The organism is Rhizobium mayense, assembly GCF_030272705.1.
Classification (GTDB): Bacteria; Pseudomonadota; Alphaproteobacteria; order Rhizobiales; family Rhizobiaceae; genus Rhizobium; species Rhizobium mayense.
The window spans coordinates 97567-123305 of the sequence record NZ_JARFYM010000007.1 but is presented as its reverse complement, the minus strand read 5'-3'; the positions used below and the strand labels follow the sequence as shown (position 1 = coordinate 123305).

General features: G+C 61.1%; 31 protein-coding genes. 22 read left to right on the top strand and 9 right to left on the bottom strand.

Going from position 1 to position 25739, the window contains the following annotated elements:
* The first annotated feature begins 56 nt into the window (after positions 1–56).
* The gene (locus tag PY649_RS11695; RefSeq protein ID WP_285868540.1) at positions 57–563 is read left to right on the top strand and encodes a GNAT family N-acetyltransferase; all 507 of its coding nucleotides are present in this window, start codon (positions 57–59) and stop codon (positions 561–563) included.
* Between the two features lie 227 nt (positions 564–790).
* Entirely contained in the window at positions 791–1327 is a 537-nt protein-coding gene (ppa, locus tag PY649_RS11690; RefSeq protein ID WP_120705797.1) for an inorganic diphosphatase, read from the top strand.
* On the opposite strand, the gene PY649_RS11685 is transcribed toward ppa, so the two are convergent.
* Together PY649_RS11685 and PY649_RS11680 are read right to left on the bottom strand one after the other, a co-directional pair.
* Positions 1328–1642: a DUF167 domain-containing protein gene (locus tag PY649_RS11685; RefSeq protein ID WP_285868539.1), complete on the bottom strand. Its 315-nt coding sequence runs from the start codon at positions 1640–1642 to the stop codon at positions 1328–1330.
* Entirely contained in the window at positions 1639–1932 is a 294-nt protein-coding gene (locus PY649_RS11680; RefSeq protein ID WP_285868538.1) for a YggT family protein, read from the bottom strand. Before PY649_RS11680 ends, PY649_RS11685 begins: the two co-directional genes overlap by 4 nt.
* A 144-nt stretch (positions 1933–2076) precedes the next feature.
* Here PY649_RS11680 and PY649_RS11675 point away from each other — a divergent pair, with 144 nt between their 5' ends.
* From PY649_RS11675 to PY649_RS11665, 3 genes are read left to right on the top strand one after another with little or no spacing between them, the layout of a single operon-like run.
* Positions 2077–3333: an MFS transporter gene (locus tag PY649_RS11675; RefSeq protein ID WP_285868537.1), complete on the top strand. Its 1257-nt coding sequence runs from the start codon at positions 2077–2079 to the stop codon at positions 3331–3333.
* 48 nt (positions 3334–3381) lie between these two features.
* On the top strand, positions 3382–4395 hold the full coding sequence (locus tag PY649_RS11670) for an HlyD family secretion protein (protein ID WP_285868536.1): 1014 nt from the start codon (positions 3382–3384) through the stop codon (positions 4393–4395).
* Positions 4392–5492, top strand: coding sequence for an FUSC family protein (locus PY649_RS11665; protein ID WP_285868535.1), 1101 nt, complete (start codon positions 4392–4394; stop codon positions 5490–5492). Before PY649_RS11670 ends, PY649_RS11665 begins: the two co-directional genes overlap by 4 nt.
* Positions 5493–5521: 29 nt before the next feature.
* On the opposite strand, the gene PY649_RS11660 is transcribed toward PY649_RS11665, so the two are convergent.
* The 6 genes from PY649_RS11660 to hemC all read right to left on the bottom strand — a co-directional run bounded on the left by PY649_RS11660 (position 5522) and on the right by hemC (position 11373).
* Positions 5522–6256, bottom strand: a complete 735-nt coding sequence (locus PY649_RS11660) for a glutamine amidotransferase (RefSeq protein ID WP_285868677.1) — start codon at positions 6254–6256, stop codon at positions 5522–5524.
* Positions 6249–6734 (bottom strand): tellurite resistance TerB family protein, encoded by a 486-nt coding sequence (locus PY649_RS11655; protein ID WP_285868534.1) that lies wholly within the window; start codon positions 6732–6734, stop codon positions 6249–6251. The genes PY649_RS11660 and PY649_RS11655 overlap by 8 nt, the downstream gene beginning before the upstream one ends.
* A gap of 12 nt (positions 6735–6746) precedes the next feature.
* The gene (locus tag PY649_RS11650; RefSeq protein ID WP_285868533.1) at positions 6747–8351 is read right to left on the bottom strand and encodes a heme biosynthesis protein HemY; all 1605 of its coding nucleotides are present in this window, start codon (positions 8349–8351) and stop codon (positions 6747–6749) included.
* A gap of 15 nt (positions 8352–8366) precedes the next feature.
* Positions 8367–9626 (bottom strand): COG4223 family protein, encoded by a 1260-nt coding sequence (locus PY649_RS11645; RefSeq protein WP_285868532.1) that lies wholly within the window; start codon positions 9624–9626, stop codon positions 8367–8369.
* A gap of 79 nt (positions 9627–9705) precedes the next feature.
* The gene (locus PY649_RS11640; RefSeq protein ID WP_285868531.1) at positions 9706–10437 is read right to left on the bottom strand and encodes a uroporphyrinogen-III synthase; all 732 of its coding nucleotides are present in this window, start codon (positions 10435–10437) and stop codon (positions 9706–9708) included.
* A 6-nt stretch (positions 10438–10443) separates the two neighbouring features.
* Entirely contained in the window at positions 10444–11373 is a 930-nt protein-coding gene (gene hemC, locus PY649_RS11635; RefSeq protein ID WP_285868530.1) for a hydroxymethylbilane synthase, read from the bottom strand.
* An 84-nt stretch (positions 11374–11457) separates the two neighbouring features.
* On the opposite strand from hemC, the gene tsaD reads away from it, so the two are divergent.
* The 7 genes from tsaD (at position 11458) to PY649_RS11600 (ending at position 15797) form a co-directional block, all read left to right on the top strand.
* Positions 11458–12555 carry a tRNA (adenosine(37)-N6)-threonylcarbamoyltransferase complex transferase subunit TsaD gene (gene tsaD, locus PY649_RS11630; protein WP_285868529.1) on the top strand — a complete coding sequence of 366 codons (1098 nt, stop codon included), beginning with the start codon at positions 11458–11460 and terminating at the stop codon, positions 12553–12555.
* Positions 12552–13541, top strand: a complete 990-nt coding sequence (locus PY649_RS11625) for an NAD(P)H-dependent glycerol-3-phosphate dehydrogenase (RefSeq protein WP_285868528.1) — start codon at positions 12552–12554, stop codon at positions 13539–13541. Before tsaD ends, PY649_RS11625 begins: the two co-directional genes overlap by 4 nt.
* A gap of 57 nt (positions 13542–13598) precedes the next feature.
* Positions 13599–13898 carry a hypothetical protein gene (locus tag PY649_RS11620; RefSeq protein ID WP_285868527.1) on the top strand — a complete coding sequence of 100 codons (300 nt, stop codon included), beginning with the start codon at positions 13599–13601 and terminating at the stop codon, positions 13896–13898.
* Complete coding sequence (locus PY649_RS11615; RefSeq protein WP_285868526.1) at positions 13895–14329, top strand: type II toxin-antitoxin system VapC family toxin; 435 nt, start codon at positions 13895–13897, stop codon at positions 14327–14329. The genes PY649_RS11620 and PY649_RS11615 overlap by 4 nt, the downstream gene beginning before the upstream one ends.
* A gap of 67 nt (positions 14330–14396) precedes the next feature.
* Positions 14397–14690, top strand: coding sequence for a YciI-like protein (locus PY649_RS11610; protein WP_285868525.1), 294 nt, complete (start codon positions 14397–14399; stop codon positions 14688–14690).
* 3 nt (positions 14691–14693) lie between these two features.
* Complete coding sequence (locus PY649_RS11605) at positions 14694–15125, top strand: EVE domain-containing protein (protein WP_285868524.1); 432 nt, start codon at positions 14694–14696, stop codon at positions 15123–15125.
* Positions 15126–15146: 21 nt separating this feature from the next.
* Positions 15147–15797, top strand: coding sequence for a class I SAM-dependent methyltransferase (locus PY649_RS11600; RefSeq protein WP_285868523.1), 651 nt, complete (start codon positions 15147–15149; stop codon positions 15795–15797).
* 6 nt (positions 15798–15803) lie between these two features.
* Here PY649_RS11600 and PY649_RS11595 read toward each other — a convergent pair whose 3' ends face one another.
* Positions 15804–16028, bottom strand: coding sequence for a hypothetical protein (locus tag PY649_RS11595; protein ID WP_285868522.1), 225 nt, complete (start codon positions 16026–16028; stop codon positions 15804–15806).
* Positions 16029–16622: 594 nt separating this feature from the next.
* Between PY649_RS11595 and sdhC the strand changes: the two genes are divergently transcribed.
* From sdhC to sucD, 10 genes are all read left to right on the top strand, one after another.
* On the top strand, positions 16623–17021 hold the full coding sequence (sdhC, locus tag PY649_RS11590) for a succinate dehydrogenase, cytochrome b556 subunit (protein ID WP_285868521.1): 399 nt from the start codon (positions 16623–16625) through the stop codon (positions 17019–17021).
* An 86-nt stretch (positions 17022–17107) separates the two neighbouring features.
* Positions 17108–17488: a succinate dehydrogenase, hydrophobic membrane anchor protein gene (gene sdhD, locus PY649_RS11585; protein WP_285868520.1), complete on the top strand. Its 381-nt coding sequence runs from the start codon at positions 17108–17110 to the stop codon at positions 17486–17488.
* A gap of 7 nt (positions 17489–17495) precedes the next feature.
* On the top strand, positions 17496–19352 hold the full coding sequence (sdhA, locus tag PY649_RS11580; protein ID WP_285868518.1) for a succinate dehydrogenase flavoprotein subunit: 1857 nt from the start codon (positions 17496–17498) through the stop codon (positions 19350–19352).
* Positions 19353–19369: 17 nt separating this feature from the next.
* Positions 19370–20149 carry a succinate dehydrogenase iron-sulfur subunit gene (locus tag PY649_RS11575; protein ID WP_285868517.1) on the top strand — a complete coding sequence of 260 codons (780 nt, stop codon included), beginning with the start codon at positions 19370–19372 and terminating at the stop codon, positions 20147–20149.
* 120 nt (positions 20150–20269) lie between these two features.
* The gene (locus PY649_RS11570) at positions 20270–20446 is read left to right on the top strand and encodes a hypothetical protein (protein ID WP_285868516.1); all 177 of its coding nucleotides are present in this window, start codon (positions 20270–20272) and stop codon (positions 20444–20446) included.
* A gap of 145 nt (positions 20447–20591) precedes the next feature.
* Complete coding sequence (locus tag PY649_RS11565) at positions 20592–21107, top strand: protease inhibitor Inh/omp19 family protein (protein WP_120705775.1); 516 nt, start codon at positions 20592–20594, stop codon at positions 21105–21107.
* Positions 21108–21170: 63 nt separating this feature from the next.
* Entirely contained in the window at positions 21171–22334 is a 1164-nt protein-coding gene (zapE, locus tag PY649_RS11560; protein ID WP_285868515.1) for a cell division protein ZapE, read from the top strand.
* A gap of 180 nt (positions 22335–22514) precedes the next feature.
* Positions 22515–23477, top strand: coding sequence for a malate dehydrogenase (gene mdh / locus PY649_RS11555; RefSeq protein WP_285868514.1), 963 nt, complete (start codon positions 22515–22517; stop codon positions 23475–23477).
* A gap of 27 nt (positions 23478–23504) precedes the next feature.
* On the top strand, positions 23505–24701 hold the full coding sequence (sucC, locus tag PY649_RS11550; RefSeq protein ID WP_285868513.1) for an ADP-forming succinate--CoA ligase subunit beta: 1197 nt from the start codon (positions 23505–23507) through the stop codon (positions 24699–24701).
* Between the two features lie 6 nt (positions 24702–24707).
* A complete protein-coding gene (sucD, locus tag PY649_RS11545) occupies positions 24708–25610 on the top strand; it encodes a succinate--CoA ligase subunit alpha (RefSeq protein ID WP_285868512.1) in 903 nt (300 codons plus the stop codon).
* Positions 25611–25739 lie beyond the last annotated feature (129 nt).

Below are 25739 nucleotides of genomic sequence, written 5' to 3'. Positions count from 1 at the left end.
TGATCCGCATGATTTGTGGATGGTTAATTTTCGCTGGCGGGACCAGAGTAGCCGTTATGAAGACGTTGTCGATCGATGTTCGGCGGGCTGAACCGCATGATGCCCGGGCCATTTCCGAGGTGCATCGCCTGTCGTGGCAGTACACCTATACCGGCATCATTCCGCATCGCGCGCTCAGCCATATGATCGAGCGCCGTGGCGAAGCCTGGTGGCGCAAGGCGACCAGCGGCCCGGCGACGCTTCTGGTTCTCGATGTTGCCGGTGAGATCGCCGGCTACGCCACGCTCGGTCTCAACCGCGCCCGCGCACTGCCGCAGGAAGGCGAGATCTACGAACTTTATCTTCGCCCCGAATATCAAGGCATCGGTCTTGGCCGGCTTCTCTTCGGCGAAGCGCGCCGGCTCTTGAAGTCCCTCGGCTGCAAGGGACTGGTGGTCTGGTGCCTTGAGGAAAACGAGAATGCCGATCGCTTCTATCGCGGTCAGGGCGGCGCAGATTTCTGCGAGGGCATCGAGACCTTCGATCGCAAGCAGCTCAAGAAGATCGGCTTCGTCTGGCCTTAAAGCGTGTCGCGGTCTTTCGGACTGGCTCCTTGCGCTCTAAGGTTCTTGATTTTGCGCATGTCGTTCTCGCAAAACCGCTGCGCACTTCTGCGCGACATGCGTTAAGGCCACCTGCTGCGACGTTCGCCGTAACGGCTTTAAAATCCCGCGCCGCGCCAATGCCTTGTTGCGTTGCGTCATGAATCCGATTATCTGGGCGCAGCAACCATCCTTATTAGGGGAGACGCATGCGCATCGACGCGATTTCCATTGGCAAGAATCCGCCCGAAGACGTCAACGTCATCGTTGAAGTTCCGGTCGGCGGTCATCCGATCAAGTATGAGATGGACAAGGAGGCCGGTACGCTGGTCGTCGACCGTTTCCTCTACACACCGATGACCTATCCGGGCAATTACGGCTTCGTCCCGCACACGCTTTCCGAAGACGGCGACCCGATCGACGTCCTCATCGCAAGCACCCGCCCGCTCGTTCCGGGCTGCGTCATCAATGTGCGCCCGATCGGCGTGCTAATGATGGAAGACAATTCCGGCAAGGATGAAAAGATCATCGCCGTTCCCTCGCCGAAGCTGACGCTGCGCTACGAGAAGGTCAAGGAACACACCGACCTGCCGGAAATTACGCTGAAGCAGATCGAGCATTTCTTCGAGCACTACAAGGATCTGGAGCCCGGCAAGTGGGTGAAGATCTATGGCTGGAAGGGTTCGAAGGAAGCCGGCGAGCTCATTCTCGAAGCTATCGAGCGCGCCAAGAAGGCAAAGGCCTGATCAGTCCTTCGGCAGAGCATTCAGCTTGCCTATCAAATCCTCCGGATCGCCATCGACCCGGAGGATTTTTTTACGCGCCGTATCGCCGGAGATCAGGCTGACTGCGGATTTGGCAACGCCGAGGTTCTTGGCAAGCAGTACGATCAGCGCCTTGTTGGCCTTGCCCTTTTCCGGCACTGCGGAAACACGTGCCTTCAGATAGGACTCGCCGTCGCCGCCGGTCTCGACACCGTCGATCGCGTCACGCCCACCATTCGGCGTGAGCCGGACAGATAGCCGCACATGGTCGGCAAAAGCCTGCCAGGCCCCGCTCACCGGCCAAAAATCGGGTAAAGCGTGTTCCACATCAGCGAACGGAAGAAGAAGATGATCAGCAGCAGGATGATGGGCGAAATGTCGATGCCGCCGAGATCGGGCAGCACGCGCCGGATCGGGCGGAGCGCAGGCTCAGTGACTGCATAGAGGAAACTTCCAACCGAGTTGACGAACTGATTGCTCGAATTGATGACATTGAAAGCATAGAGCCAAGAGAAGATCGCACTGGCGATCAGCACCCAGGTATAAAGATTCAAAGCCAGATCAATGGTTTGAAATAAGGCAAGCATATCCGTCTCCATTTCGCGGTTGACAGAGATGTAGACATTGGCGACTTAACGGGCAAGTCCCATGCTTTGAAGCACGCTGAATCATGTTTAACAGGCCGGGCGAGCGCGCTCTGTGCATTTGCCCTGGTCGGAGAGTCTCGTTTCATGTCGTTGGTCGCCAGCGGAGACCGGTTAGCCGCATTCCGGCACATTGCCTACACCTATTTCTTCTTTGCCCGTTTTCTAACGGCTTTCGCCACGCAGGTCGTCAGCGTCTCCGTCGGGTGGCAAATGTATGACCATACCGGCAATCCGATCTATCTCGGCCTGATTGGTCTCGTACAGTTCCTTCCGTCCCTGCTGTTGATCCTGGTGACCGGCACGGTCGCCGACCGCTACAACAGGCGCATGGTGGCTGCCGTTTGCATCCTCGTCGGCACGATTTGTGCGGCGGCATTGCTGTTCCTAACCGTTTCCGGCACCTTCGCGCCCCTCCCGGTTTTCCTGATCCTGGCCGTCTTCGGCATCGAGCGCGCCTTCATGACGCCGGCGACGCAATCGCTGGCGCCGAATCTCATTCCGCCTGAGGATCTGGCGAACGCGGTGACCTGGAATTCCATGTCCTGGGATGCGGCTGCCATTCTCGGCCCAGTGGCCGGCGGCCTGCTCTATGGCGTCGGCCCCAGCGTTTCCTACACCGTCGCCGTCCTGTTCTTCGCCGCCGGTTCGCTGCTGACCTTCCTCATTCCGAAACCACAGCAGCGCGTTGCGCACGAAGCGAGGAGCTTGAATGAGATCCTCGCCGGCTTCCGTTTCATCTGGTCGGAAAAGGTCGTGCTCGGCGCCGTCTCTCTCGATCTCTTTGCCGTGCTCCTCGGCGGTGCGGTGGCGCTGATGCCAATCTATGCACGCGATATTCTGACGCTCGGTCCTTGGGGCCTCGGCCTGCTGCGGGCTGCTCCGAGCTTCGGCGCCATTGCCATGGGCCTGCTTCTGGCGACCTATCCCATCCGGCACCGGGCGGGGATTTGCATGTTCATTGGCGTCGGAATGTTTGGGCTCGGAACATTGATTTTCGGTATCTCGCATACGCCGTGGCTGTCGATTGCCGCGCTCGCCATCATGGGCGCGTCGGATCTGATCTCGGTCTATGTCCGCGAAACGCTGATCACGCTCTGGACGCCGGATCATGTGCGCGGCCGTGTCAACGCCGTGAATATGGTCTTCGTCGGCGCGTCGAACGAACTCGGCGAGTTTCGTGCCGGCACGATGGCGCACTATTTCGGCGCCGTCCCTGCCGTCGTCATCGGCGGCATCGGCACGTTGGCTGTGGCGATCATCTGGGCGAGCGGTTTCCCGCAATTGCGCCAGATCGACAGTCTGAACGCGCCGGACCGCGAGGGTGAGCCGCAATTGGCGTGAGCCACAATTTTCTTGTCATGACGGCAAGAGCGCGTGCATCTTGTCGCCATGAGCAACACGACGAGCAGCGACCCGATCGAGCCAGATCCATCTGCTCCGCCGCCGGCAGCATCTACGGAGCGCCGGCGTGCGCTCCGGCTTGTCGCGGGTATAGCAAGCCTGCTGGCGCTATGGGCGGTTTGGCAGGTCTTGACGTCGTTCGTCGCCTATACCGACGATGCCTATGTCACCACGAACTTCGTCGCGGTTGTGCCGCAGGTTACCGGCGTGATCGTGAGCGTCAATGTCGCCAACGATCGGGAGGCGCGGCGCGGCGATCTTCTGGCTGTCATCGACAAGGCGCCGTTCCAACTCGTCGTTGATCAACGCAAAGCGGCGTTGCAGGAGGCGGCTGCGAACCACAAGTTCGTCAGCGACGATCTGGCCGCCGCCCAAAATCGGCTGGCGGCTGCGACGGCCGCACTTCAGCAGGCCGGCGATGATCAAAAACAACTGAGTTTAACTGCTGCCGATGTTGTTTCCGCCGAACAGCAGGCAACCATGGAGTTGGCAGCGGCGCGTGAGGCGGTCGACAAGGCATCCCAGTCGGTCGCCCGCCAGGAGGCGATCGTCGCGCAGGCCGAGGCGGCGCTGGCCTTGGCCGAATGGCAGTTCGGCCAGACCGAGATCCGCGCGCCCGTCGACGGCACGGTCAACAATCTCTCCGTAAGCGTCGGCGATACGGCCTCGGCCGGAAAGGCGCTCGTCGGCATCGTCGACGCGGCAGGCTGGCGCATCGTCGCAAACTATAAGGAGAACTACGTCAGGAAGCTTGAGCCCGGCAAAGCAGCCTGGGTATGGCTTGACACGCATCCCTGGCGTCTCTATCGCGCTCGCATCGAAGGCGTGTCGCGGGGCATCAGCAGGGGTCCCGATCAGGACGGAATTCTGCCCTATGTCGCCCCCACCACCGATTGGATCAGGCTGAGGCGCCGCTTTCCGATCACGCTAAAGCTGGTCGATCCTCCATCCGACCTCACCCTTTATATGGGGTCGGACGCCAGCACGCTGATCTTCCCATGAGGCAGGCTCTTGCAGAACTCGTCGGTGCGATCCGCGGCGAGCTGGCGGAGTTGACCCTTTCAGGTCCACGCGTGCGGCAAGCCAATATTGCGGCGCTGGCGGTCGGGCTCGCGCTCGTCCTCGCTTTGATCCTGAGGCTCAGCAATCCCTGGTGGGCCGCGATCAGCGCTTTCCTATGCGTGCAGGCGAGCCATCCGCAATCCTGGCAAAAGGGCGGGATGAGGATAGTCGGTACGCTTATCGGCGCCGTGGTGAGCTTTGCCCTTGTGCCGTGGGCCGTCTACGATCCCCTGGCGACGCTGCTGCTTCTTTTCGCTGCCGGCACGCTCGCTATCCTCGGTGCGTTGCTGAGCCCACATGGCTATGCCTGGCAGCTCGGCGGGATCACGGCCATGATGATCACCCTCGGGGCGCTGGACGATCCGACATTAGCGCTTTCCATTGCCTTTTACCGCACCGTCGAAATCATACTCGGCACCGCCACCGCCTTGCTGGCGACACGGCTGCTGGCGCCTGCAGAAGCCGGCGTGACGGTGCCGCCGCCGGGCTGGCATAGTTTGCTGGGACCAAACTGGCATGTCCTGTCTCATGCCATGCGAACCGGAATGGCGGTTGCTGCCGTGCCCGTGGTCTGGCGGCAACTGGAGCTGCCTAACCTCAGCCAGATGGCGATCTCGATCGGCGCGGTCATGGCCGTCCCCACCCTTACAGGGATCTCGGACAAGGACCAATCGGCGATAACCCAACGCATGCTGCAGCGGGTAGCCGGGTGCCTACTGGGCGGCGTGTTCGGTGCGATGGTGCTGTTAATGCCGATCAGCCAATTCTTCGCGCCATGGCTCTTGTTGCTGATGGCGGGAACATGGCTTGCCATGCAGATCCAGAACGGGAGGCACGGAATCGCCAACATCGGCGCGCAGGCTGCCATCGCGCTGATCCTGACGCTTGTGCAGGATACGGGGCCTGCCGCTAGTCTCGGACCGGCCATCAACCGCATCGCCGGGATGATCGGGGCGATAGGGCTTTTGCTGCTTGTCAACCTGCTGCTCGGCCCGCCGATCGCGGCTCAATCAGCGGGTGATGGAAAACGAGGCTGATGCACAGGCGATCCTGGATGTCGGGCCTCTCAAGCCGCCATCGCCTGCTTGCCCTCGAAAACAAGATCGAGGAATTCGGAAAGCCAGACTTTGAGCGCAGGGTCGAAGATCATGCGGCCCTCCAGATGCTCGCGGCCCTTCTGGGCGTTCGGCATGCAGAAGCGGTGTTCGCCGTGCACCACCCAGCGCTGCATCATGGCGCGGGTGAGTTCGGCGTGGAACTGCAGGCCCCAGGCATTGGCGCCATAGCGATAGGCCTGGTTGGGATAGGTCTCGCCGGTTGCGAGCAATTCGGCGCCGTGCGGCAGGTCGAAGCCTTCACGATGAAAATGGTAGACCATTTGTGGCCAGTGGCGCATCAAAAGCCGTCCCCTTTCCGTCGACTGCAGCGGATACCAGCCGATTTCGGTCTTGCCGTCGTCCCGCGCCTTTACCTTGGCGCCGAGGTGGCGGGCGAGCATCTGGGCGCCGAGGCATATGCCGAGATAGGGACGGTTTTCCTTTAGCGGCACGTCGAGCCAGTCGATCTCGGCCTTGACGAAATCGTCGGGATCATTGGCGCTCATTGGCCCGCCGAAGATCACCGCGCCGGCATGGCCCTCCAGCGTCGTCGGCAGCTTGTCGCCGAGCACCGGCCGACGGATGTCGAGATCGTAACCCTTGTCCAGGAGCATCTGGCCGACACGGCCGGCGCTGGAGCGCTCCTGGTGCAAGACGATCAATACCGGGCGATGCCTGCTCCCCTTAGGGCGCGCCTCAATCATCATCCCCGGTCTCCACGTTGCGACCCGGGGCGCGGGCGGCTGCCTCCTGACGCTTCATGACGCGCTCGCGATCGGAAATGCCCATGAGATCGGCAATGCGCCAGATGGCATGGTCCTCCATTTCGCTGCGTTCGCCATCGGCATAGACGATGTCCCACAGGATGCCGAGAAGCTCGAGGCGCTGTTCGCTGTTGAGGTGACGCTTCAGGTCGGAGGTGAAGCGATAATAGTCGACCGCCTCGCTCTCGGCTTGCTGGCCTGCGGCGATCAGCGCATCCAGCTGGCGGCCGTCGAGACCATATTGGCTCTTCAGCAGCTTGCGTAGCCGCTTTTTCTCACTCTCCTCGATCTTGCCGTCCGCCTCCATCACCTGGAAACAGAGCGCCGCAACCGCGATGCGCGGATCGTCTGGAGCAAAACCGGATTTTGGGTGGTCCTTGGTCAGATTCTGAAAGAATTCCTGAAAGCGTTCGAACATTCGGTTCCATTCTTAGAAGAGCTTGAGCCGTGTCTTGGGTTCCGGTTCAAACTTGGGATCTTTCACGCCCGGATCATCCGGCGCACCGCCGAAGAAGGGTCGTGGTTCCGGCTCCTTCGCCGGCTCGAATTTGGCGGCGGATGCGGCTGGCGCCGGCTTCGTCGCGATCGGTTCCAATTCCATAACAGATGTGCCGGCAGCCGGCGACGCAACTGTTGGTGAGGCGGATTTTACTGCCGCGGTTGCGGAGGCTGCCTCGCGCACGGGGGGCAGCGTTCTCAGCGCAGCGTCAACCGAGACGGCAGTGCCCTCTTCCACCGGCCCCTCGAGCTGGCCGAAGGGCGCCTTCCATTCGAAGGCGTCGAGCCTGCCGGTGATGGGTGACAGCGGCAGCCATTTGTCGGAGATGAAGCCTTCGGCGACCCAGGCCGGATCGCGCGGCGCGCGCAGCGCCTGCGCCATCCAATGACGGATGCGGCCCTGGTCTCCAGTCTCGGCCTCTTCGATATCGGCCAGCAGCAGGAAAGCGCCTTCACGGGTATCGATACGGGCCGCGGCCTCGGCCTTGGCGCGGGCCTTGGCAAAGTCGCGAGCGTCGAGCGCCGCCTTTGCCGTGATCAGCAGCGCTTCGACATTATTGGGGCGGATGGCTTCCAGCCGCTCGGCACGCTTCAGGCGATCGGCGACGGAATCGCCGCTGCGGGCGCGGACATAGGCCTTGCCGATCTCCGGATTTGCCCCTGTCTTCCAGACTTGTTCGAGAATGGATGCGGCCTTGCGGCTTTTGTCCTCGCGGAACAATGCCTTGGCGGCTGTAAGCGCGGCCGGCACGAAATCGGAGACCAGCTTCAGCGCGGCCAGCGCGTCGTCACGGGCGCCGGCCGGATCGCTTTCGAGCTTGTCGTTGGCGCGCGCGGTCAGCAGCACGGCGCGCTGGCGGTTGGCGGTATCCTTATCGATGACACGCGCAATCTTCTGCTGGTCGAGAAGCTTGATGGCTTCGTCCCAATCACCTGCCTGACTGCGGTATTCCATCGTCGCCTGCGCTGCCCAGGGCAGATAGGGGGCTTGGTCGGCGGCCCTTTCGGCATATTGGCGCGCGGCCTCGTGCGCGCCGAGCCGCTTGGCTTCGAGATAGAGGCCGCGCAGACCGAGTTCCCGGGTTTCCGGGTCGTTGGCCATCAGCTCGAATTTTTGGCGGGCCTCGTCGTGCTTACCCTCGATCAGCGCGGCCTGGGCTTCGAGCAGGTTGATCAGCGGCTCCTGGTCGGCGCGGATGAGGCCTCGCGAGCGCGCCGCCATCTTGCGAGCCAGCAGCGCATTGCCGGCCCCGGCGGCGATCAGTCCGGTCGACAGCGCCTGATAGCCGCGGTCGCGCTTACGGGCGCGGAAATAGCGGGTGACTGAATGCGGCGAGGTCCAGATCAACCGGATGAACCACCAGACCAGCATGGCGGCGGCGATGAGCGCGATCAGGATGGCGGCCGCGACGATGAGCTTGGTCTGGTAGAGTTCGCCGCCCCAGACCAGCGAAAGATCACCCGGACGATCCGCCAGCCAGGAAAAGCCATAGCCGAGTGCCAGCACGAGGACGGCGAAAATAAGCAGTCTGATCATTCTCTCACCCCGTCCTCAGCTCTGTTTTCCGGTGTTGGCGATTGCCTTAGACAGTGCTTCGCCGACCAGATCTTCGACGCGGATACGAGCTTCCAACGATTGCTTGAAGGCGGCCGAGGCCGATTTGGCGGCGTCCGGCAGGCTGTTCCATTCGGTGACGGCACCGGGCAGATCGCCGTTCCTGACCTTGTCCTCGAAGCGAGCGGCGATGGCCGCGACGCTGTCGCCGGAGACATTGCCGACCGGGCGCACCTGTACCAGGGATTTGGCGCTGGTGAGCAGGCGGTCGCTCCAGCTCTGGTTCGGATCGTCCTGCTGCGTCGAACCGACGATCGCCGTTGCGACCTCGGATACGCGGCGAATGAGATCGGCGCGCGAGGGAATGCCGGTCTGCGCGAAGGTCTTCAGATCGGCGACGGCCGGGTCGTCAGGCGCGACATTGGCGAAGGTGTCGAGTTCGGGCTGAAAGGGGCCTCCGCGATCGATCGCCGCCTTCAAGGCAGCAGCCGCGATGGCACGGGCGACCGCAGTTTGCTGGCTCGGCGCGTTCAGCCTCCTCTCGGCATCGTCAAGGCGCTTGCTGACGTCGGCGTCGGACGAAGCCTGGTTTTGTGCCGCCTGAGCGAGGCTCGCCTTCAATTGATCCACTTGCGCGCTGAGCGCGGCGATCTTCTCGTCGGCATCGCTGCTTGCGCCGGACGATCCGCCTGCAGTGTTGTTGGCGGCTGCCGCTTCGAGTGCCGCAACGCGGGCGGTAAGCGCCGCGTCAGGCGTTGCCGCGGGAGCGGCTGCGAGATTGGACACCGTTTGCTTCAGCCCGTCGATTTCGGCCGTGAGCGCGGCGATATTGGCGGATTCGTCCTTGGCAGCCCTGCCACCGGGCAGAAGGCCCGCATACTGGATGGCGCCTGCGCAGATGAGAGAGATCAGGCCGCCGACAATGCCTGCGGCAATCAGGCCTGATGTTGCACCCTGCTGTCGCGGGGAAGCAGGGGTTTGCGCAGCGCGCGAAGGCTCGGGTTCCTGCGCGGTCGCGGCTTTGGGCTCATCCGCCGCAGCGTCTGCGACGGGTTCGTCGATGTCTTCCCGCAGCGGCTCCTTCTCGGTTTCCAGCGGCATTTCCGCCTCATTGGCGGACGAGCTGCCGGGCTCGCTGTGATTGCGCTCCGTCATCTCCTTGGCGGCCGCGGCTTGAGTGGTTTCCTCGGCTTCCAGGTCGATCGTGATCGGCTCGTCGTTGGGCTTCGAATGGCTTGGCGGGTTTCCCGATACCATGAGGTCCTCTTTTCATGCGCTGCAGCGAAAGTAGACAGACAAGTCGATTATGGAAAGAGCTTAGATCAAAATTGCGATCTCACTTCGCGGCCAGAAGCGCCAGAAGGCTGTCTTCGTCCGGCACGGCGGCGATTTCCACAAGGGATCGCAGGGCCGCCGGCACCCCTTCGGCAATCGCCTCGCTGAGGCAGAGCATTCGCGTTTGAACCAAGGTATCGGCGTGCTGGTGCAGAAAGGGTAGGGCGAAAAAGCGGCGGGCGGTTTCGCGGGAGTAGAAGAGGATCGCGTCCGCGGGGATATCAGCAAGGACGCGGATGAGGATCCCGCCATCGGGTATGATTTCTTTCATCCGGTAGCATTCGACCGTTCGGAATGCGATCCGGAGTTCGCTCAGTTGCGCCTCGAAGCCAGGCGCACGCGGGGAGCCCGCAAGATAGAGCAGTGGTGACTCTCTGAATTCGCGGGGATGTCCGATGATCAGATCCGCTAGCTGTGCACCGTTGCCGCCGCCAACTCCCACCACGATCTCGAAGCCGATCTCCCGGGCGGCCTGTGCCGTCGTAGCACCGACCGCAAAAACCCGCCGGTGGAAAAAAGGCTTCAACGACGGGTGCACGTGTTTCAGGACGCGCATGACTTCGGCGCTGGTGATGGCGATAGAGCCGCTTGTTTCTTCCAACGCTTTGAGAGCTGCCTCGGCATCGTGCACCGGTTCTGCCAGCGGCAGAAGCAGCGGCTCATGGCCCATCTCCGCAAGCCGCCGGGCGGTGCGTTCACCCGAATATGCGGGACGGGTGACGACGACGCGCATTGGATATCAGGTCCAATCTTCGAAGAAAGTACTTCCTGCTTCCGCACGGATCGCCTGGCCGGCGTTCGTGCCAAGCGCCTCGGCGTCCCGGCGGTGGCCTTCGATGGTGGTGGTGTGCACCTGCCGGCCGTCGGGCGTCAAGATCATGCCGAAGAACCTGATATGGTCACCCTCGCAGACGGCATAACCGGCGATCGGCGTGCGGCAGGAGCCATCGAGTGCCGCCAGGAAACCGCGTTCGCAGGAGACGGTGTCGAAGGTCGGGCCATCATTGACGGCGAAAAGCAGATCGTTGATCGGGCCGTCACCGATACGGCTTTCGATGCAGATCGCACCCTGGGCCGGCGCCGGCGGGAATTCGTCGGGATTGAGTATGTCGGTAATCACATCCACCTTGCCGAGCCGTTTCAGGCCGGCAAGCGCCAACAGCGTGGCGTCGGCCTGGCCTTCTTCGAGCTTGCGCAGGCGGGTTTCGACCGATCCGCGAAAGGTGATGACGTTGAGATCGGGACGCAGCCGGCGGATCAGCGCCTGGCGGCGCAGCGATGCGGAACCGACGGTCGCGCCGTGCGGCAGGTCGATCAACCTCGGCGCCGTACGGCCGATCACGGTGTCGCGGATATCCTCGCGAGGCAGATAGGCTGACAGCGCCAGTCCTTCCGGCAGCTTCGTCGCCATGTCCTTCGCGGAGTGTACGGCGAAATCGAGTTCGCCGGAGGTCAGCTTCTGCTCCAGCTCCTCGGTGAACAGGCCCTTGCCGCCGATCGCCGCCAGGGAACGATCGATGATGCGGTCGCCCTTGGTGGTCAGGACGACGATCTCGAACATTTCCTCGGGCAGGCCATGCGCCGCCATCAGGCGGTCGCGGACCTCGTGCACTTGGGCCAATGCAAGTGGGCTGCCGCGCGTGCCGATCCGGAAAGGTTTTGTTTGCATCCGCTTTGATCCGTTGTTACCGACAGTTCCCGTAACCATATTTCCGCTTCATCGCAATCGACCAACAGGCAACGAACAGCTTCCATGGCGCCCATTCTTCGCATTCTCGGCATCGAAACAAGCTGCGACGAAACCGCCGCGGCCATTGTCGAGCGCCGGGACGACGGCACCGCCGCGGTCGCCTCAGACGTGGTTTTGAGCCAGTTGGACGAGCATAGCGCCTATGGCGGCGTCGTGCCGGAAATTGCTGCGCGGGCCCATGTCGAGGCGCTGGATACATTGATCGACGAGGCCCTGAAGCGCGCCAATGTGTCGCTGTCCGATGTCGACGCCATCGCGGCCACTTCCGGTCCCGGTCTCATCGGCGGCCTGCTCGTCGGCTTGATGACCGGAAAGGCGATATCGAGGGCGACCGGCAAGCCGTTATACGCAATCAACCATTTAGAGGGCCATGCACTGACGGCAAGGCTGACGGATGGCCTTAGCTTCCCCTATCTCATGCTGCTCGTATCCGGCGGCCACACGCAACTGATTTTGGTGCGCGGCATCGGCGAATATGAGCGCTGGGGTACGACCATCGATGATGCGCTGGGCGAAGCCTTCGACAAGACGGCGAAGCTGCTCGGTCTGCCTTATCCGGGCGGCCCGGCGGTCGAAGCGGCGGCGAAGAACGGTGATCCGGATCGATTCGATTTCCCCCGGCCGCTGGTTGGCGAGAGCCGCCTCGATTTTTCCTTTTCTGGCCTGAAGACCGCGGTGCGGCAGGCCGCAACGGCGATCGCGCCGGTGACCGAGCAGGATATCGCCGACATCTGCGCCTCCTTCCAAAAGGCGATCTCGCGCACGTTGAAGGATCGGATCGGGCGCGGATTGCAGCGCTTCAAAAAGGAATATCCGAAGACGGTGGACAAGCCGGCGCTGGTGGTTGCCGGCGGTGTCGCCGCTAATCTCGAGCTGCGCCGCACACTGCAGGACCTGTGCGATCTCAATGGTTTCCGCTTCATCGCGCCGCCGCTGAGGCTCTGCACCGACAACGCAGTGATGATCGCCTGGGCAGGGCTGGAGCGCATGGCGACAGGTGCAGCGCCCGACGGTCTCGATGTGCAGCCGCGCTCGCGCTGGCCGCTCGATCAGAAGGCCGAAACTCTTTTAGGGCACGGGAAACGAGGAGCGAAGGCATGAGCGATAGTGAACGGATCGCAGTGATCGGCGCCGGCGCCTTCGGCACGGCGCTTGCCGCCGTCATCGCCTTGACCGGCAAGAGCCAGGTGACGCTGGTCGGGCGCAATGCCGCGCTGATGGCCGATCTCAGGGCTGATCGGATGCACGACACGGCGTTGCCGGGCATCGATTTGCCGGATGCGCTGCAATTTTCCGCCGAGCCTGACGCGATTTCGGACGCCGGCATCGCGCTTTTTGCTATGCCGTCGCAGGCCCAGGCGGATGCGGCACGTCATTACGGGCCTTATCTCGCTGAGGATGCCGTGGTCGTCACATGCGCCAAGGGCATCGACAAGGTTTCCGGTGACCTCTTGACCGACATGTTGGAGCGGGAATTGCCGCACCACGCCATCGCCGTTCTCTCCGGACCGGGCTTTGCCAGCGATATTGCCAAGGGCTTGCCGACGGCAATGGCAATCGCGGCTGCGGATATGGCGGTGGCGGAACGGCTGGCACAGGCGATTTCAGGGCCGACATTCCGTCTCTATGCTTCTTCCGATCGGGTTGGCGTGCAGCTCGGCGGTGCGCTGAAGAACGTGCTCGCCATCGCCTGCGGTATCGTCGAAGGATGCGGCATCGGCGATTCGGCGCGTGCGGCGCTGATCAGTCGCGGCCTGGCGGAAATGTCGCGATTCGTGTCCGCCAAGGGTGGCAAGGCGGAGACCGTGCGCGGGCTCTCCGGCCTCGGCGATCTCGTATTAACCGCGACCAGCCACCAGTCCCGCAACCTGCGCTTCGGTATCGCACTCGGCCACGGCGAAACGGCCGATCCATCGCATGGCGAGCTGGTCGAGGGCGCCTATGCCGCCTCCATTGCGGCGCGCATGGCGCGGGGGCTTGGCGTCGATATGCCGATTACCGAAGCGGTCTCGGCCATCATCGACGGCAAGCTGGATATCCCGACGGCTATCGAGCAATTGATGACCCGTCCGATTACGACGGAATAGAAAGCTTGAATATCGGCAGCGCGCTGGATATATTACTGGATATAACCGGAGGCGATGATGGGCAGCTCACAAAAGCGCGCGATTCAGAATTACCGCTCTCGTCTTGAAGAGCGCGGCCTGGCTCGCTTCGAGGTGCTTGGCCTTGATGGTGATCGTGCCTTGATTCGTTCGTTGGCGCGACGTCTGGCGGAAGACGGGGCTGAATCTGCCCGTATCCGCAATATCCTGAACCAGGTGATCTCCGGGGAGCCGCCGAAGAAGGGCGGCGTTTATGCCTGGCTGCGCAGTTCGCCCCTTGTTGGCTCGGATCTTGATCTCGAGAGAGTTCGCGGCAAAGTGCGCGAGATCGATCTTTGACCCGCTATTTGCTCGATACCAATATCATCAGCAATACGATCAAACCTGAGCCGGCGCCCAATCTCGCCAATTGGTTTCAAACACAGATAGATGGCGATCTTTTCATCGCGGCGTCCACGATTGCCGAGATTCAGCGCGGAATTTTGATCAAGCCGGCGGGACGCAAACGGGACGAACTCGAAACTTGGTTTCTCGGCCCGCAAGGACCGCTGGCATATTTCGCCGGACGCATTCTTCCCTTCGACGAAAGTGCTGCCTTAATTTGGGCACAGCTTATGGCGGAGGGTCGAGCAGCCGGGCGACAGCGCGACCCCATGGACATGTTGATCGCTGCCGTCGCAATCGCGAATGAATGCGTTATCGCAACGGACAATGAGGCGGACTTTTGGGGCCTCGACATTATCAATCCGCTTCGCGCAGAAACAAGATGACCTTCGCTGGATGAGGCTTTATCCATCATCCTCAATAGCCTGCTGATTTCCATAGGAGAATAAAATCATGCTGTTTGCCTTTGTCTGCAAGGACAAGCCCGGTCATCTGAATGTCCGGATGGAGACCCGCCCTGCCCATGTCGAGTATTTGAACAAGCTCAATGCCGAGGGTACGTTGAAGATGGCGGGTCCTTTCCTCGACGCGGAAGGCAAGCCGAATGGCACGCTTGCCATCGTCAGCGCAGAAACGATCGAAGCAGCAAAAGCGATTGCCGATGCCGATCCCTATACCAAGGCCGGCTTGTTCGAGAACGTCGAGATCAAGCCCTACAACTGGGTCTTCAACAATCCGGAGGCATGAAACATGGCGCATTGGCTGTATAAATCCGAACCGGCGTCGTGGTCCTGGGAAGCGCAGAAGAGAGCCGGCGAAAAGGGCACCGAATGGACGGGCGTGCGCAACTACCTCGCCCGCAACAACATGCGGGCGATGCAGATCGGAGACAAAGGCTTCTTCTACCATTCCAATGAGGGGCTGGAGATTGTCGGCATTGTCGAGGTTTGTGCGCTGTCACATCCCGATTCGACTGCCAAGGACGATCCGCGCTGGGACTGCGTGGACATCCGTGCCGTTCGCGACATGCCGAAGCCGGTGACGTTGAAGGATATCAAGGCCAATCCGAAGCTTTCGCAGATGGCGCTCGTCACCTCGATGCGGCTTTCCGTGCAGCCGGTGACATCAGAGGAATATCTCGAAGTCTGCCGCATGGGCGAACTCGACAATCCGCCTGTCTGACACCTCTGACTCGAGGGCGATTTGAAGACCGATCCTGAGAGCTTCATTCTTGCAAACACCAGTCTCATGGCGCCGCCGCATGTGCCGGAAATCCGGCTGCATCTGGCGAGCGAAGTCCATGATCTCTGGTTGAAGACGGAGGAGGAACTCGAAGAGATCGGCTTGCCACCGCCTTTTTGGGCTTTTGCCTGGGCGGGTGGACAGGGGCTTTCGCGCTATGTGCTCGATCATCCCGATGAGGTCGCCGGAAAACGGGTTCTGGATTTCGCCAGCGGCTCCGGCCTCGTCGCGATTGCGGCGAAGCTTGCGGGTGCCAGCCATGTGTTCGCCGCCGATATCGATCCCTGGGCGGAGACGGCGATACGGTTGAACGCAGCGGAGAACGCGATCACGCTTGAATTTACCGGTGACGATCTCGTTGGCCAGGCGACGAATGCCGAGGTCATTCTTGCTGGTGATGTCTTTTACGATCGCGATTTCGCCGATCGTCTGATTCCCTGGTTCCGGCAGCTGGCGAACGAGGGCCATCTCGTTCTGGTGGGCGATCCCGGAAGAGCCTATCTCCCGAAGGATCATTTGGAGGCCCGTGCCACTTATCAGGTGCCGGTAACGCGGGCTTTGGAAGACAGCGAAGTGAAGAAGACGACGGTCTGGCGATTTCTTGCCGGCTAAGGACCGTCAGGGGCGAATCACGCAGACGCCGGCTTCATAGGAGCAGGCGCTGCGGGCGAGTTTGACGTTGATGACCTTGGCCCGCGGCTTCAACGGCGTAACAGCTCCGTTCTGGTGTCCGCCATAGCCGCCATTTCCGCCGTAGCCTAGGACATAGGTCCCGCCGTCGGCCTGATAGACATCGGTCGTCCCGGCATAGGTGCCCGCACTTGCCGCATATTGCGGATCCATCAGAATGATTCTGGCAGGCTGCGTCCGCCCGTAGCCCTGCGGCCAGGAGATTTGTCGCAACCGAACAAAGCGCGAATGGCCGAACGGAGCAAAGCGAGAATGGTGGAATGGAACTAGGCCAGAATTGTGGAACGGAACAAAGCTGGAATGGTGGAACGATACAAAGCGGGACTGGTGGAACTGGCTCTGTCCGCGGCGAAAGTCGCCCGCTGAGGCCGATACGCACGAAAGAGCGGCGGCTGCCGCCAAAACGAGCATTGCTGCCTTGAAAAGATGCCGTCCCATTGGTTCGTCTCGCCTTCCAAATCCTTAACGAATTATGAAGAGCAGAGTGCAGCAAGAGAAGCGTTAAGTCCACTCGGTTGACGGGAAAATCGTATCGATCGGCCAATCGGAGAATGTCGTTTCTGCGCACTCGCTAAAGGTGTCTGATGATCCGAATCGATTAAATTCGAGGCAGACAGCAATTGTGCTTGTCGACATGGCTTTCCGTGATTAATGGTCACAATTGATGCAACGCACACAGGATTTCTCCAGGTGCGTAGCCCCGGAGACATCCGGGATCGAAGCGTATCGTAACGCCGCGAGGTTCTGATGGCGAACGTCACACAAAACCGGCCCCTGTCGCCGCATCTGCAAGTCTACAAGCTTATTCCCACCATGGTTATGTCGATCGTTCACCGCATCACCGGCGGCGCGCTTTATTTCGGCACGCTGCTGGTCGCCTGGTGGCTGATCGCGGCGGCGACCGGTCAGGGTTATTTCGACCTGGTCAACTGGATCATGGGTTCGATCATCGGCCGGCTCGTCCTGCTCGGCTATACTTGGGCGCTGCTGCACCATATGCTCGGCGGCTTCCGCCATTTCATTTGGGACCTCGGATACGGCTTCGACCCCGCCGTCTCGACCAAGATGGCCAAAGCGACGCTTGTTGGTTCGCTCTGTCTTACCGCGCTGGTCTGGATCATCGGCATCGTCATCCGGCTGATTTGATTGGTATGGTCTTGTCCGAAAACGGCGTCACACTATTCGCTTCGCGGTCCTTCGGTTTGAGATCATTGCTTTAAAGGATATTTCTCATGGATATGCGCACCCCCTTGGGCAAAGTCCGCGGCCTCGGCTCCGCCAAGGAAGGCACCGAGCATTTCTGGCGCCAGCGTCTGACCGCCGTTGCCAATGTTCCGCTCATCATCTTCTTCGTCATTTTCCTGATGATCTATGCTGGCGCTCCCTATGCGGATGTCGTGCACGCGCTGTCGAATCCGCTCGTCGCGGTCATCATGGGCCTAATGGTGATCTCCGGCGTCATTCATATGAGGCTCGGCATGCAGGTCATCATCGAGGACTATGTCCACAGCGAGATAGGCAAAATCGTCCTTCTCATGCTCAACACATTCTTCGCGATTTTCGTGGCTGGGCTCTGTCTCTTCGCCATTCTGAAGATCGCGTTCGTAGGATAATTGTAAGATGGCACCGAATTCATCCGCTCAGAATGGGCCTGCTCAGAACGGGAAAGCCTACAAATATGTCGATCACTCCTATGACGTGATCGTCGTCGGCGCCGGCGGCGCGGGCCTGCGCGCCACGCTCGGCATGGCCGAGCAGGGTTTCCGTACCGCCTGTATCACCAAAGTATTCCCAACCCGCTCGCATACGGTCGCAGCCCAGGGCGGCATTGCCGCCTCGCTGCAGAACATGACACCGGACAGCTGGCAATGGCATCTCTACGACACCGTCAAGGGTTCCGACTGGCTCGGCGACGTCGATGCCATGCAGTATCTCACGATGGAAGCGCCAAAGGCGGTCTATGAGCTCGAGCATTACGGCGTGCCGTTCTCGCGCAACGAAGAAGGCAAGATCTACCAGCGTCCGTTCGGCGGCCATATGCAGAATTACGGCGAAGGCCCACCGGTGCAGCGCACCTGCGCCGCCGCCGACCGTACCGGCCACGCCATCCTGCACACGCTTTACGGCCAGTCGCTGCGCAACAATGCCGAATTCTTCATCGAATATTTCGCGCTCGACCTGATCATGTCCGATGACGGCAGCCGCTGCACCGGTGTTGTCGCCTGGTGCCTGGACGACGGCACGATCCATCGCTTCGCCGCCAAGATGGTGGTGCTGGCGACCGGCGGCTACGGCCGCGCCTATTTCTCGGCGACCTCGGCCCATACCTGCACCGGCGACGGCGGCGGCATGGTTGCCCGCGCCGGGCTGCCGCTGCAGGACATGGAATTCGTACAGTTCCATCCGACCGGCATCTATGGTTCCGGCTGTCTGATCACCGAAGGCGCGCGCGGCGAAGGCGGCTATCTCGTCAATTCCGAAGGCGAGCGCTTCATGGAGCGCTATGCGCCCTCGGCCAAGGACCTTGCCTCGCGCGACGTCGTTTCGCGCTGCATGACGCTGGAAATCCGCGAAGGCCGCGGCGTCGGCAAGAGCAAGGACCACATCTTCCTGCACCTCGACCATCTCGACCCGGCCGTGCTGCACGAGCGCCTGCCGGGCATTTCCGAGAGCGCGCGCATCTTCGCCGGCGTCGACGTGACCCGCGAGCCGATCCCGGTTCTGCCGACCGTCCACTACAATATGGGCGGCATTCCGACGAACTATTGGGGCGAGGTATTGAATGCCGACGGCAATAATCCTGAGCGAATTCTGCCGGGCCTGATGGCCGTCGGCGAAGCCGGTTGCGCTTCGGTGCACGGCGCCAATCGCCTCGGTTCCAACTCGCTGATCGACCTCGTGGTCTTCGGTCGTGCCGCCGCCATCCGCGCCGGTCAGGTTATCGACCGGGCGAGCCCGGTGCCGCCGGTCAATGTTGCCGCCTGCGACAAGATCATGGACCGTTTCGACGGCTTGCGCCACGCCAGTGGCTCGACGCCGACCGCGGTGCTGCGCGAAAAGATGCAGCGCGCCATGCAGGAAGACGCTGCCGTGTTCCGCACGCAGGAATCGCTGGAATCCGGTTGCCGCCGTATCTCGGCAATCTGGAAGGAGCTGCCTGACGTCAAGGTCACCGACCGTTCGCTGATCTGGAACTCCGATCTTGTCGAAACGCTGGAACTGCACAACCTGATGGCCAACGCCATCACGACGATCTACGGCGCCGAAGCCCGCAAGGAAAGCCGCGGCTCGCATGCCCGCGAAGATTACACCGAAGGCAAGTTCGGCGGCCGCGACGATGAAAACTGGCGCAAGCACACGCTCGCCTGGGTTAACGAAGCCGGCGACGTCAAGCTGGATTATCGCCCTGTTCATACCGAACTGATCGCCGAAGGCATCGATCCGCACAAGATCGAGCCTAAGGCGCGCGTGTATTGATCTGAGAGGAACTGACTATGGTTGAACTCGCTCTACCCAAGAACTCTCAGATGCGTGAAGGCAAGGTCTGGCCGAAGCCGGCAGGCGCGAAGAATACACGCGAATTCCGTGTCTACCGCTGGAGCCCGGATGACGGCCAAAACCCGAGCATCGACACGTATTACATCGACGTCGACGATTGCGGCCCGATGGTGCTCGACGGCCTGCTCTACATCAAGAACAAGATCGATCCGACGCTGACGCTGCGCCGTTCCTGCCGCGAAGGCATTTGTGGCTCCTGCGCGATGAACATCGACGGCACGAACACGCTCGCCTGCACCAAGGGCATGGACGAGATCAACGGTACGGTGAAGATCTATCCGCTGCCGCATATGCCTGTCGTCAAGGACCTCGTGCCGGATCTGACGAATTTCTATGCTCAGCACCGCTCGATCGAGCCCTGGCTTAAGACGGTGTCGCCGCCGCCGGCGAAGGAGTGGAAGCAGAGCCATGAGGATCGTCTGAAGCTCGACGGCCTCTACGAATGCATTCTCTGCGCTTGCTGCTCGACCTCCTGTCCGAGCTATTGGTGGAACGGCGATCGCTATCTTGGCCCGGCCGTTCTTCTGCAGGCTTACCGCTGGCTGATCGACAGCCGCGACGAGGCAAAGGGCGAGCGCCTCGACAATCTCGAGGACCCGTTCCGCCTCTACCGCTGCCACACGATCATGAACTGCGCCCAGACCTGCCCCAAGGGTCTGAACCCGGCCAAGGCGATCGCCGAAATCAAGAAGATGATGGTCGAACGGCGGGTCTGACCCGCCGGTGATCGTGCGTCTGTGCCGCGGGTAATATGAACCTAACCACTGTGATCGCCGCTTCGTTCATGTCGGACCGGAGCGGGATCATTCCGCAAATTGCTCTCGGTTGAGAAGCAGTTGCGCGAGGCGGGCAAGCGCTCGCTGGTGTGGCCGCTCACGGAATTTTTATCAGCCTCGCTCGCACGCCATTCCGATCTTTCGGGCAATCTCCGCCATGACATGGAACGCGATAAAAACATGCGGAGGCTGGCCGATCATTTCTATCTGGATGAGGTTCGCCGGATGGTGCCTTGAAACCACCCGATTCTTGTCGAGCTATGGTCTAGGGCAATTTGTGGCGGTATCGACTTGATTAACCAAAGTGAAATACGCTAATTCCCACATCATTGAGCATCACTTTGCAAATGTCAGCGGTGGACAAATAATTAGGAGTGTGATGATGCAGTTCAGATATGCAGTGACGGCTGCGGCGATAGGTCTGTCGCTTGCCGGTTGCCAGCGCACAGCATACAACGACGATTATTCTCCCCCGCCACTGCAGGCTCAGCCCGTTCCCTCCGTCCAATCCAGCCAGCTTCCGCCCACCGCCGGCGCTTCGCAGTTTCCGGCGGCGCCGACGAATACGCCGAATGCAGCCAATCCGCAGCAACAACAGGCGATGGCCGCTTCGGCGCAGGACGTGACCAAGGAATCCATGGTCGGTAGCTGGAAGGTCAGCAATGGCGGATCGAGCTGTGACATGTTCCTGACGCTCACCAATCTCGGCAGCGGCTCGCGCGGCGGCACGCGCGGTTGCGCGGGTGAACTGACGACCATGGGCTCGTGGGAAGTTTCGGGCAAGCAGGTCATCCTCAAGAACCGTGATGGCAGCCAGATCGGCTCGCTCTACAAGACGGCGGATTCGCGTTTCGATGGCTCCACGGCGTCCGGACAGCCGCTCAGCCTCAGCCGATAAAGCCTCTTTTGAAGCGGTTGGGCCATCCGGCCGCTTCCCTCATGCACAGGCGGGTATCTCCCCATGCAGCCCATGCCAGACTATTCCATCAGCGTCGTCGAACATTTAAAGGCGCTGACGGCTTCCGGATCGCTCCAGGTGGATTCGGCGCAGATGGATGTGGCGAAATCCCTCGATCACGTGCTCGCCGCTCTTAAGCGGAAGCGGCCGGCGACCAAATCGAGCGCGCTCGGCTGGATGTTTGCCGCGCGCAAGAAGCCGGCCGAGATCGTCCGCGGCCTCTATATCCATGGCAGTGTCGGGCGTGGCAAGACGATGCTGATGGACATGTTCTACGGAATGGCGCCCTGCAACAGGAAGCGTCGGGCGCATTTCCATGAATTCATGGCCGATGTGCACAACCGCATCGCCGCCCATCGGCTGAAGTTCAAGAACGGCGAGACCAAGCAGGCCGATCCGGTGCCGCCTGTCGCGGCCGACCTTTTTAGCCAGGCAGAGCTGCTCTGCTTCGACGAATTCTCGGTGACCGATATCGCCGATGCGATGATCCTGTCGCGGCTGTTTTCCGAGCTGTTTTCGCTGGGCTGCGTGTTGGTCGCCACATCGAATGTCGAGCCCGACAATCTCTATCGCGACGGCCTCAATCGCGGTCTGTTCCTGCCCTTCATCGATCTTTTGAAGCGCTACGTCGATATCGTCTCGCTGGATTCGCCGACGGACTACCGCCTGGAAAAGTTGAACAGCCAGCCGGTCTATCTGATACCGCTCAACGATCGCACCGATATGGCGATGGATGCATCCTGGACGCAGGTACTGCACGGGCGCAAGGCGCTACCGCAGGACATTCCGATGAAGGGGCGTTCCGTCCATGTGCCGCTCGCGGTCGATCGCATGGCGCGGTTTTCCTTTGCCGACCTTTGCGAGGCGCCGTTGGGTGCCGCCGATTTCCTGGCCATCGCCAACCGCTTCGACACGATCTTTATTGATCGCGTTCCGAGGCTCGGGCCGGAAAAGCGCAACCAGACCAAGCGCTTCATCATCCTTATCGACACGCTTTACGATCATGCCGTCCGGCTTTATGTTTCTGCAGAGGCGATGCCGGAGGATTTACTGGTCGAACGGCGCGGTACGGAGGGCTTTGAGTTCGACCGTACGGCATCGCGGCTTTTCGAAATGCGCAGCGCGGAATATCTCGCCCAGACTCACGGAAAGCGTGCCGCCGAGTAACAATTTGGTGACAGAATGTCTTACGTTTACGTAAGACATTATTGATCTAACCGATTGAAATTCCTGATCTCAAAATAATCAATTGCCAATTTCGGCCTTTGGGTCTATGCGATTGGCGGCAATGGTGGATGCCTTGCAAGGTGTCCCGCCACAGATTTTGATCGCAAAGGATACACCGAAATGGCGCGCAACAAGATCGCACTTATTGGTTCTGGCATGATTGGTGGCACGCTGGCGCATCTCGCCGGCCTGAAAGAATTGGGCGACATCGTCCTGTTCGACATCGCGGACGGCATCCCCCAGGGCAAGGGTCTCGACATCGCCCAGTCTTCGCCGGTCGAAGGTTTCGACGCCAATCTCACTGGCGCCAGCGACTATTCCGCGATCGAAGGCGCCGATGTCTGCATTGTCACGGCCGGCGTTCCCCGCAAGCCCGGCATGAGCCGCGACGATCTGCTCGGCATCAACCTCAAGGTCATGGAACAGGTCGGCGCCGGCATCAAGAAATATGCCCCCGACGCTTTCGTGATCTGCATCACCAATCCGCTCGACGCCATGGTCTGGGCGCTGCAGAAGTTTTCGGGCCTGCCGACCAACAAGGTTGTCGGCATGGCCGGCGTGCTCGACTCCTCGCGCTTCCGCCTCTTCCTCGCCAAGGAATTCAACGTCTCCATCGAAGACGTCACGGCTTTCGTCCTCGGCGGCCATGGCGACTCGATGGTGCCGCTCGCTCGCTACTCCACCGTTGCCGGCATTCCGCTGACCGACCTCGTCACCATGGGCTGGGTCACCAAGGAGCGCCTCGAAGAAATCATCCAGCGCACCCGTGACGGCGGCGCCGAAATCGTCGGTCTCCTGAAGACCGGTTCGGCCTATTACGCCCCGGCCGCTTCCGCCATCGCGATGGCTGAATCCTACCTCAAGGACAAGAAGCGCGTCCTGCCTTGCGCCGCCTACCTCTCCGGTCAGTACGGCGTGAAGGACATGTATGTCGGCGTTCCCACTGTTATCGGCGCCGGCGGCATCGAGCGCGTTATCGAGATCGACCTGAACAAGGCCGAGAAGGAAGCGTTCGACAAGTCAGTCGCAGCCGTTGCCGGCCTCTGCGAAGCCTGCGCGACCATCGCGCCGTCGCTGAAGTAATTTCCGCGTTCCAATAGGGATAAATCCATGAACATTCATGAATATCAGGCCAAGGCGCTGCTGAAGACCTATGGCGCACCCGTCGCGGACGGCGTTGCCATCTTCTCCGCCGATGAAGCCGAAGCCGCTGCAAAACAGCTTCCGGGCCCGCTTTACGTCGTCAAGAGCCAGATCCATGCTGGCGGTCGTGGCAAGGGCAAGTTCAAGGAACTCGGCCCCGACGCCAAGGGCGGTGTTCGCCTCGCCAAGTCGATCGAGGACGTTGTTGCCAACGCCAAGGAAATGCTCGGCCACACGCTGGTGACCAAGCAGACCGGCCCCGCAGGCAAGCAGGTCAATCGCCTCTACATCGAAGACGGCGCCGATATCGACCGCGAACTCTATCTCTCGATCCTGGTCGACCGCTCGGTCGGCAAGGTTGCCTTCGTCGTTTCGACGGAAGGCGGCATGGACATCGAGACCGTTGCGCATGACACGCCGGAAAAGATTATCACCGTCGACATCGACCCGTCGGCCGGTGTTACGGCTGCCAACTCGGCTGCCCTTTCCGACGCGCTGAAGCTCGAAGGGGCTGCCCGCGAAGACGCCGCCAAGCTCTTCCCGATTCTCTATAAGGCCTTCGTCGAAAAGGACATGGCCCTGCTCGAAGTCAACCCGCTGATCGTCATGACCAATGGCCATCTGCGCGTGCTCGACGCCAAGGTCTCCTTCGACGGCAATGCGCTGTTCCGCCACGAGGACATCGTTGCGCTGCGCGACACGACCGAAGAAGACGCCAAGGAAATCGAAGCGCACAAGTATGACCTCGCCTATGTCGCCCTCGACGGCAACATTGGCTGCATGGTCAACGGCGCCGGCCTTGCCATGGCAACCATGGACATCATCAAGCTCTACGGCGCCGAGCCTGCGAACTTCCTCGATGTCGGCGGCGGCGCGTCCAAGGAAAAGGTTACCGCGGCCTTCAAGATCATCACCGCAGACCCGGCTGTCGAAGGCATCCTGGTCAACATCTTCGGTGGCATCATGAAGTGCGACGTCATCGCCGAAGGCGTGCTCGCAGCCGTCAAGGAAGTCGGTCTGAAGGTTCCGCTCGTCGTGCGCCTCGAAGGCACCAACGTCGAGCTCGGCAAGAAGATCATCAACGAATCCGGTCTCAATGTCATCTCGGCCGATGACCTGGACGATGCCGCCCAGAAGATCGTCAAGGCAGTCAAGGGAGCCTGAGGCAAGATGTCGATCCTCATCAACAAAGACACTAAGGTTCTCGTTCAGGGCCTGACCGGCAAGACCGGTACCTTCCATACCGAACAGGCGCTCGCCTATCACGGCACGAAGATGGTCGGCGGTATCCATCCCTCCAAGGGCGGCGAAACCTGGACCGGCAAGGACGGCGAAAAGCTGCCGATCTTCAAGTCTGTCGCTGAAGGCAAGGATGCGACCGGCGCCAACGCCTCGGTCATCTATGTGCCGCCGGCAGGTGCTGCGGCTGCGATCCTCGAAGCGATCGAAGCCGAGATCCCGCTGATCGTCTGCATCACGGAAGGCATTCCGGTTGCCGACATGGTCAAGGTCAAGGATCGCCTGCAGAAGTCGAAGTCCCGCCTGATCGGACCGAACTGCCCCGGCGTCTTGACGCCGAACGAATGCAAGATCGGCATCATGCCGGGCTCCATCTTCAAGAAGGGCTCTGTCGGCGTTCTCTCGCGTTCGGGCACGCTGACCTACGAAGCCGTGTTCCAGACCACCAATGAAGGCCTCGGTCAGACGACGGCGGTCGGCATCGGCGGCGACCCGGTCAAGGGCACGGAATTCATCGACATCCTGGAAATGTTCCTCGCCGACGACGAAACCAAGTCGATCATCATGATCGGCGAAATCGGCGGATCGGCGGAAGAAGACGCCGCACAGTTCCTCAAGGACGAAGCCAAGAAGGGCCGCAAGAAGCCGATGGTCGGCTTCATCGCCGGCCGCACGGCACCTCCCGGCCGCACTATGGGCCATGCCGGTGCGGTAATCTCCGGCGGCAAGGGCGGCGCTGAAGACAAAATCGCTGCTATGGAATCGGCGGGCATCCGCGTGTCGCCTTCGCCGGCGCGTCTCGGCAAGACTCTGGTGGAAGTCCTGAAGGGCTGATCCTACCTGTAGCAAGATCCGGACGGGGCAGCGACATCCGCAATCCCGTCCGGCTTTCGAGTTTTTGAAAGCCGATGTGCGGTCCAAGGATCGCGAACGAAATAGGGTCGCCGGATTTCCATAAGCCGG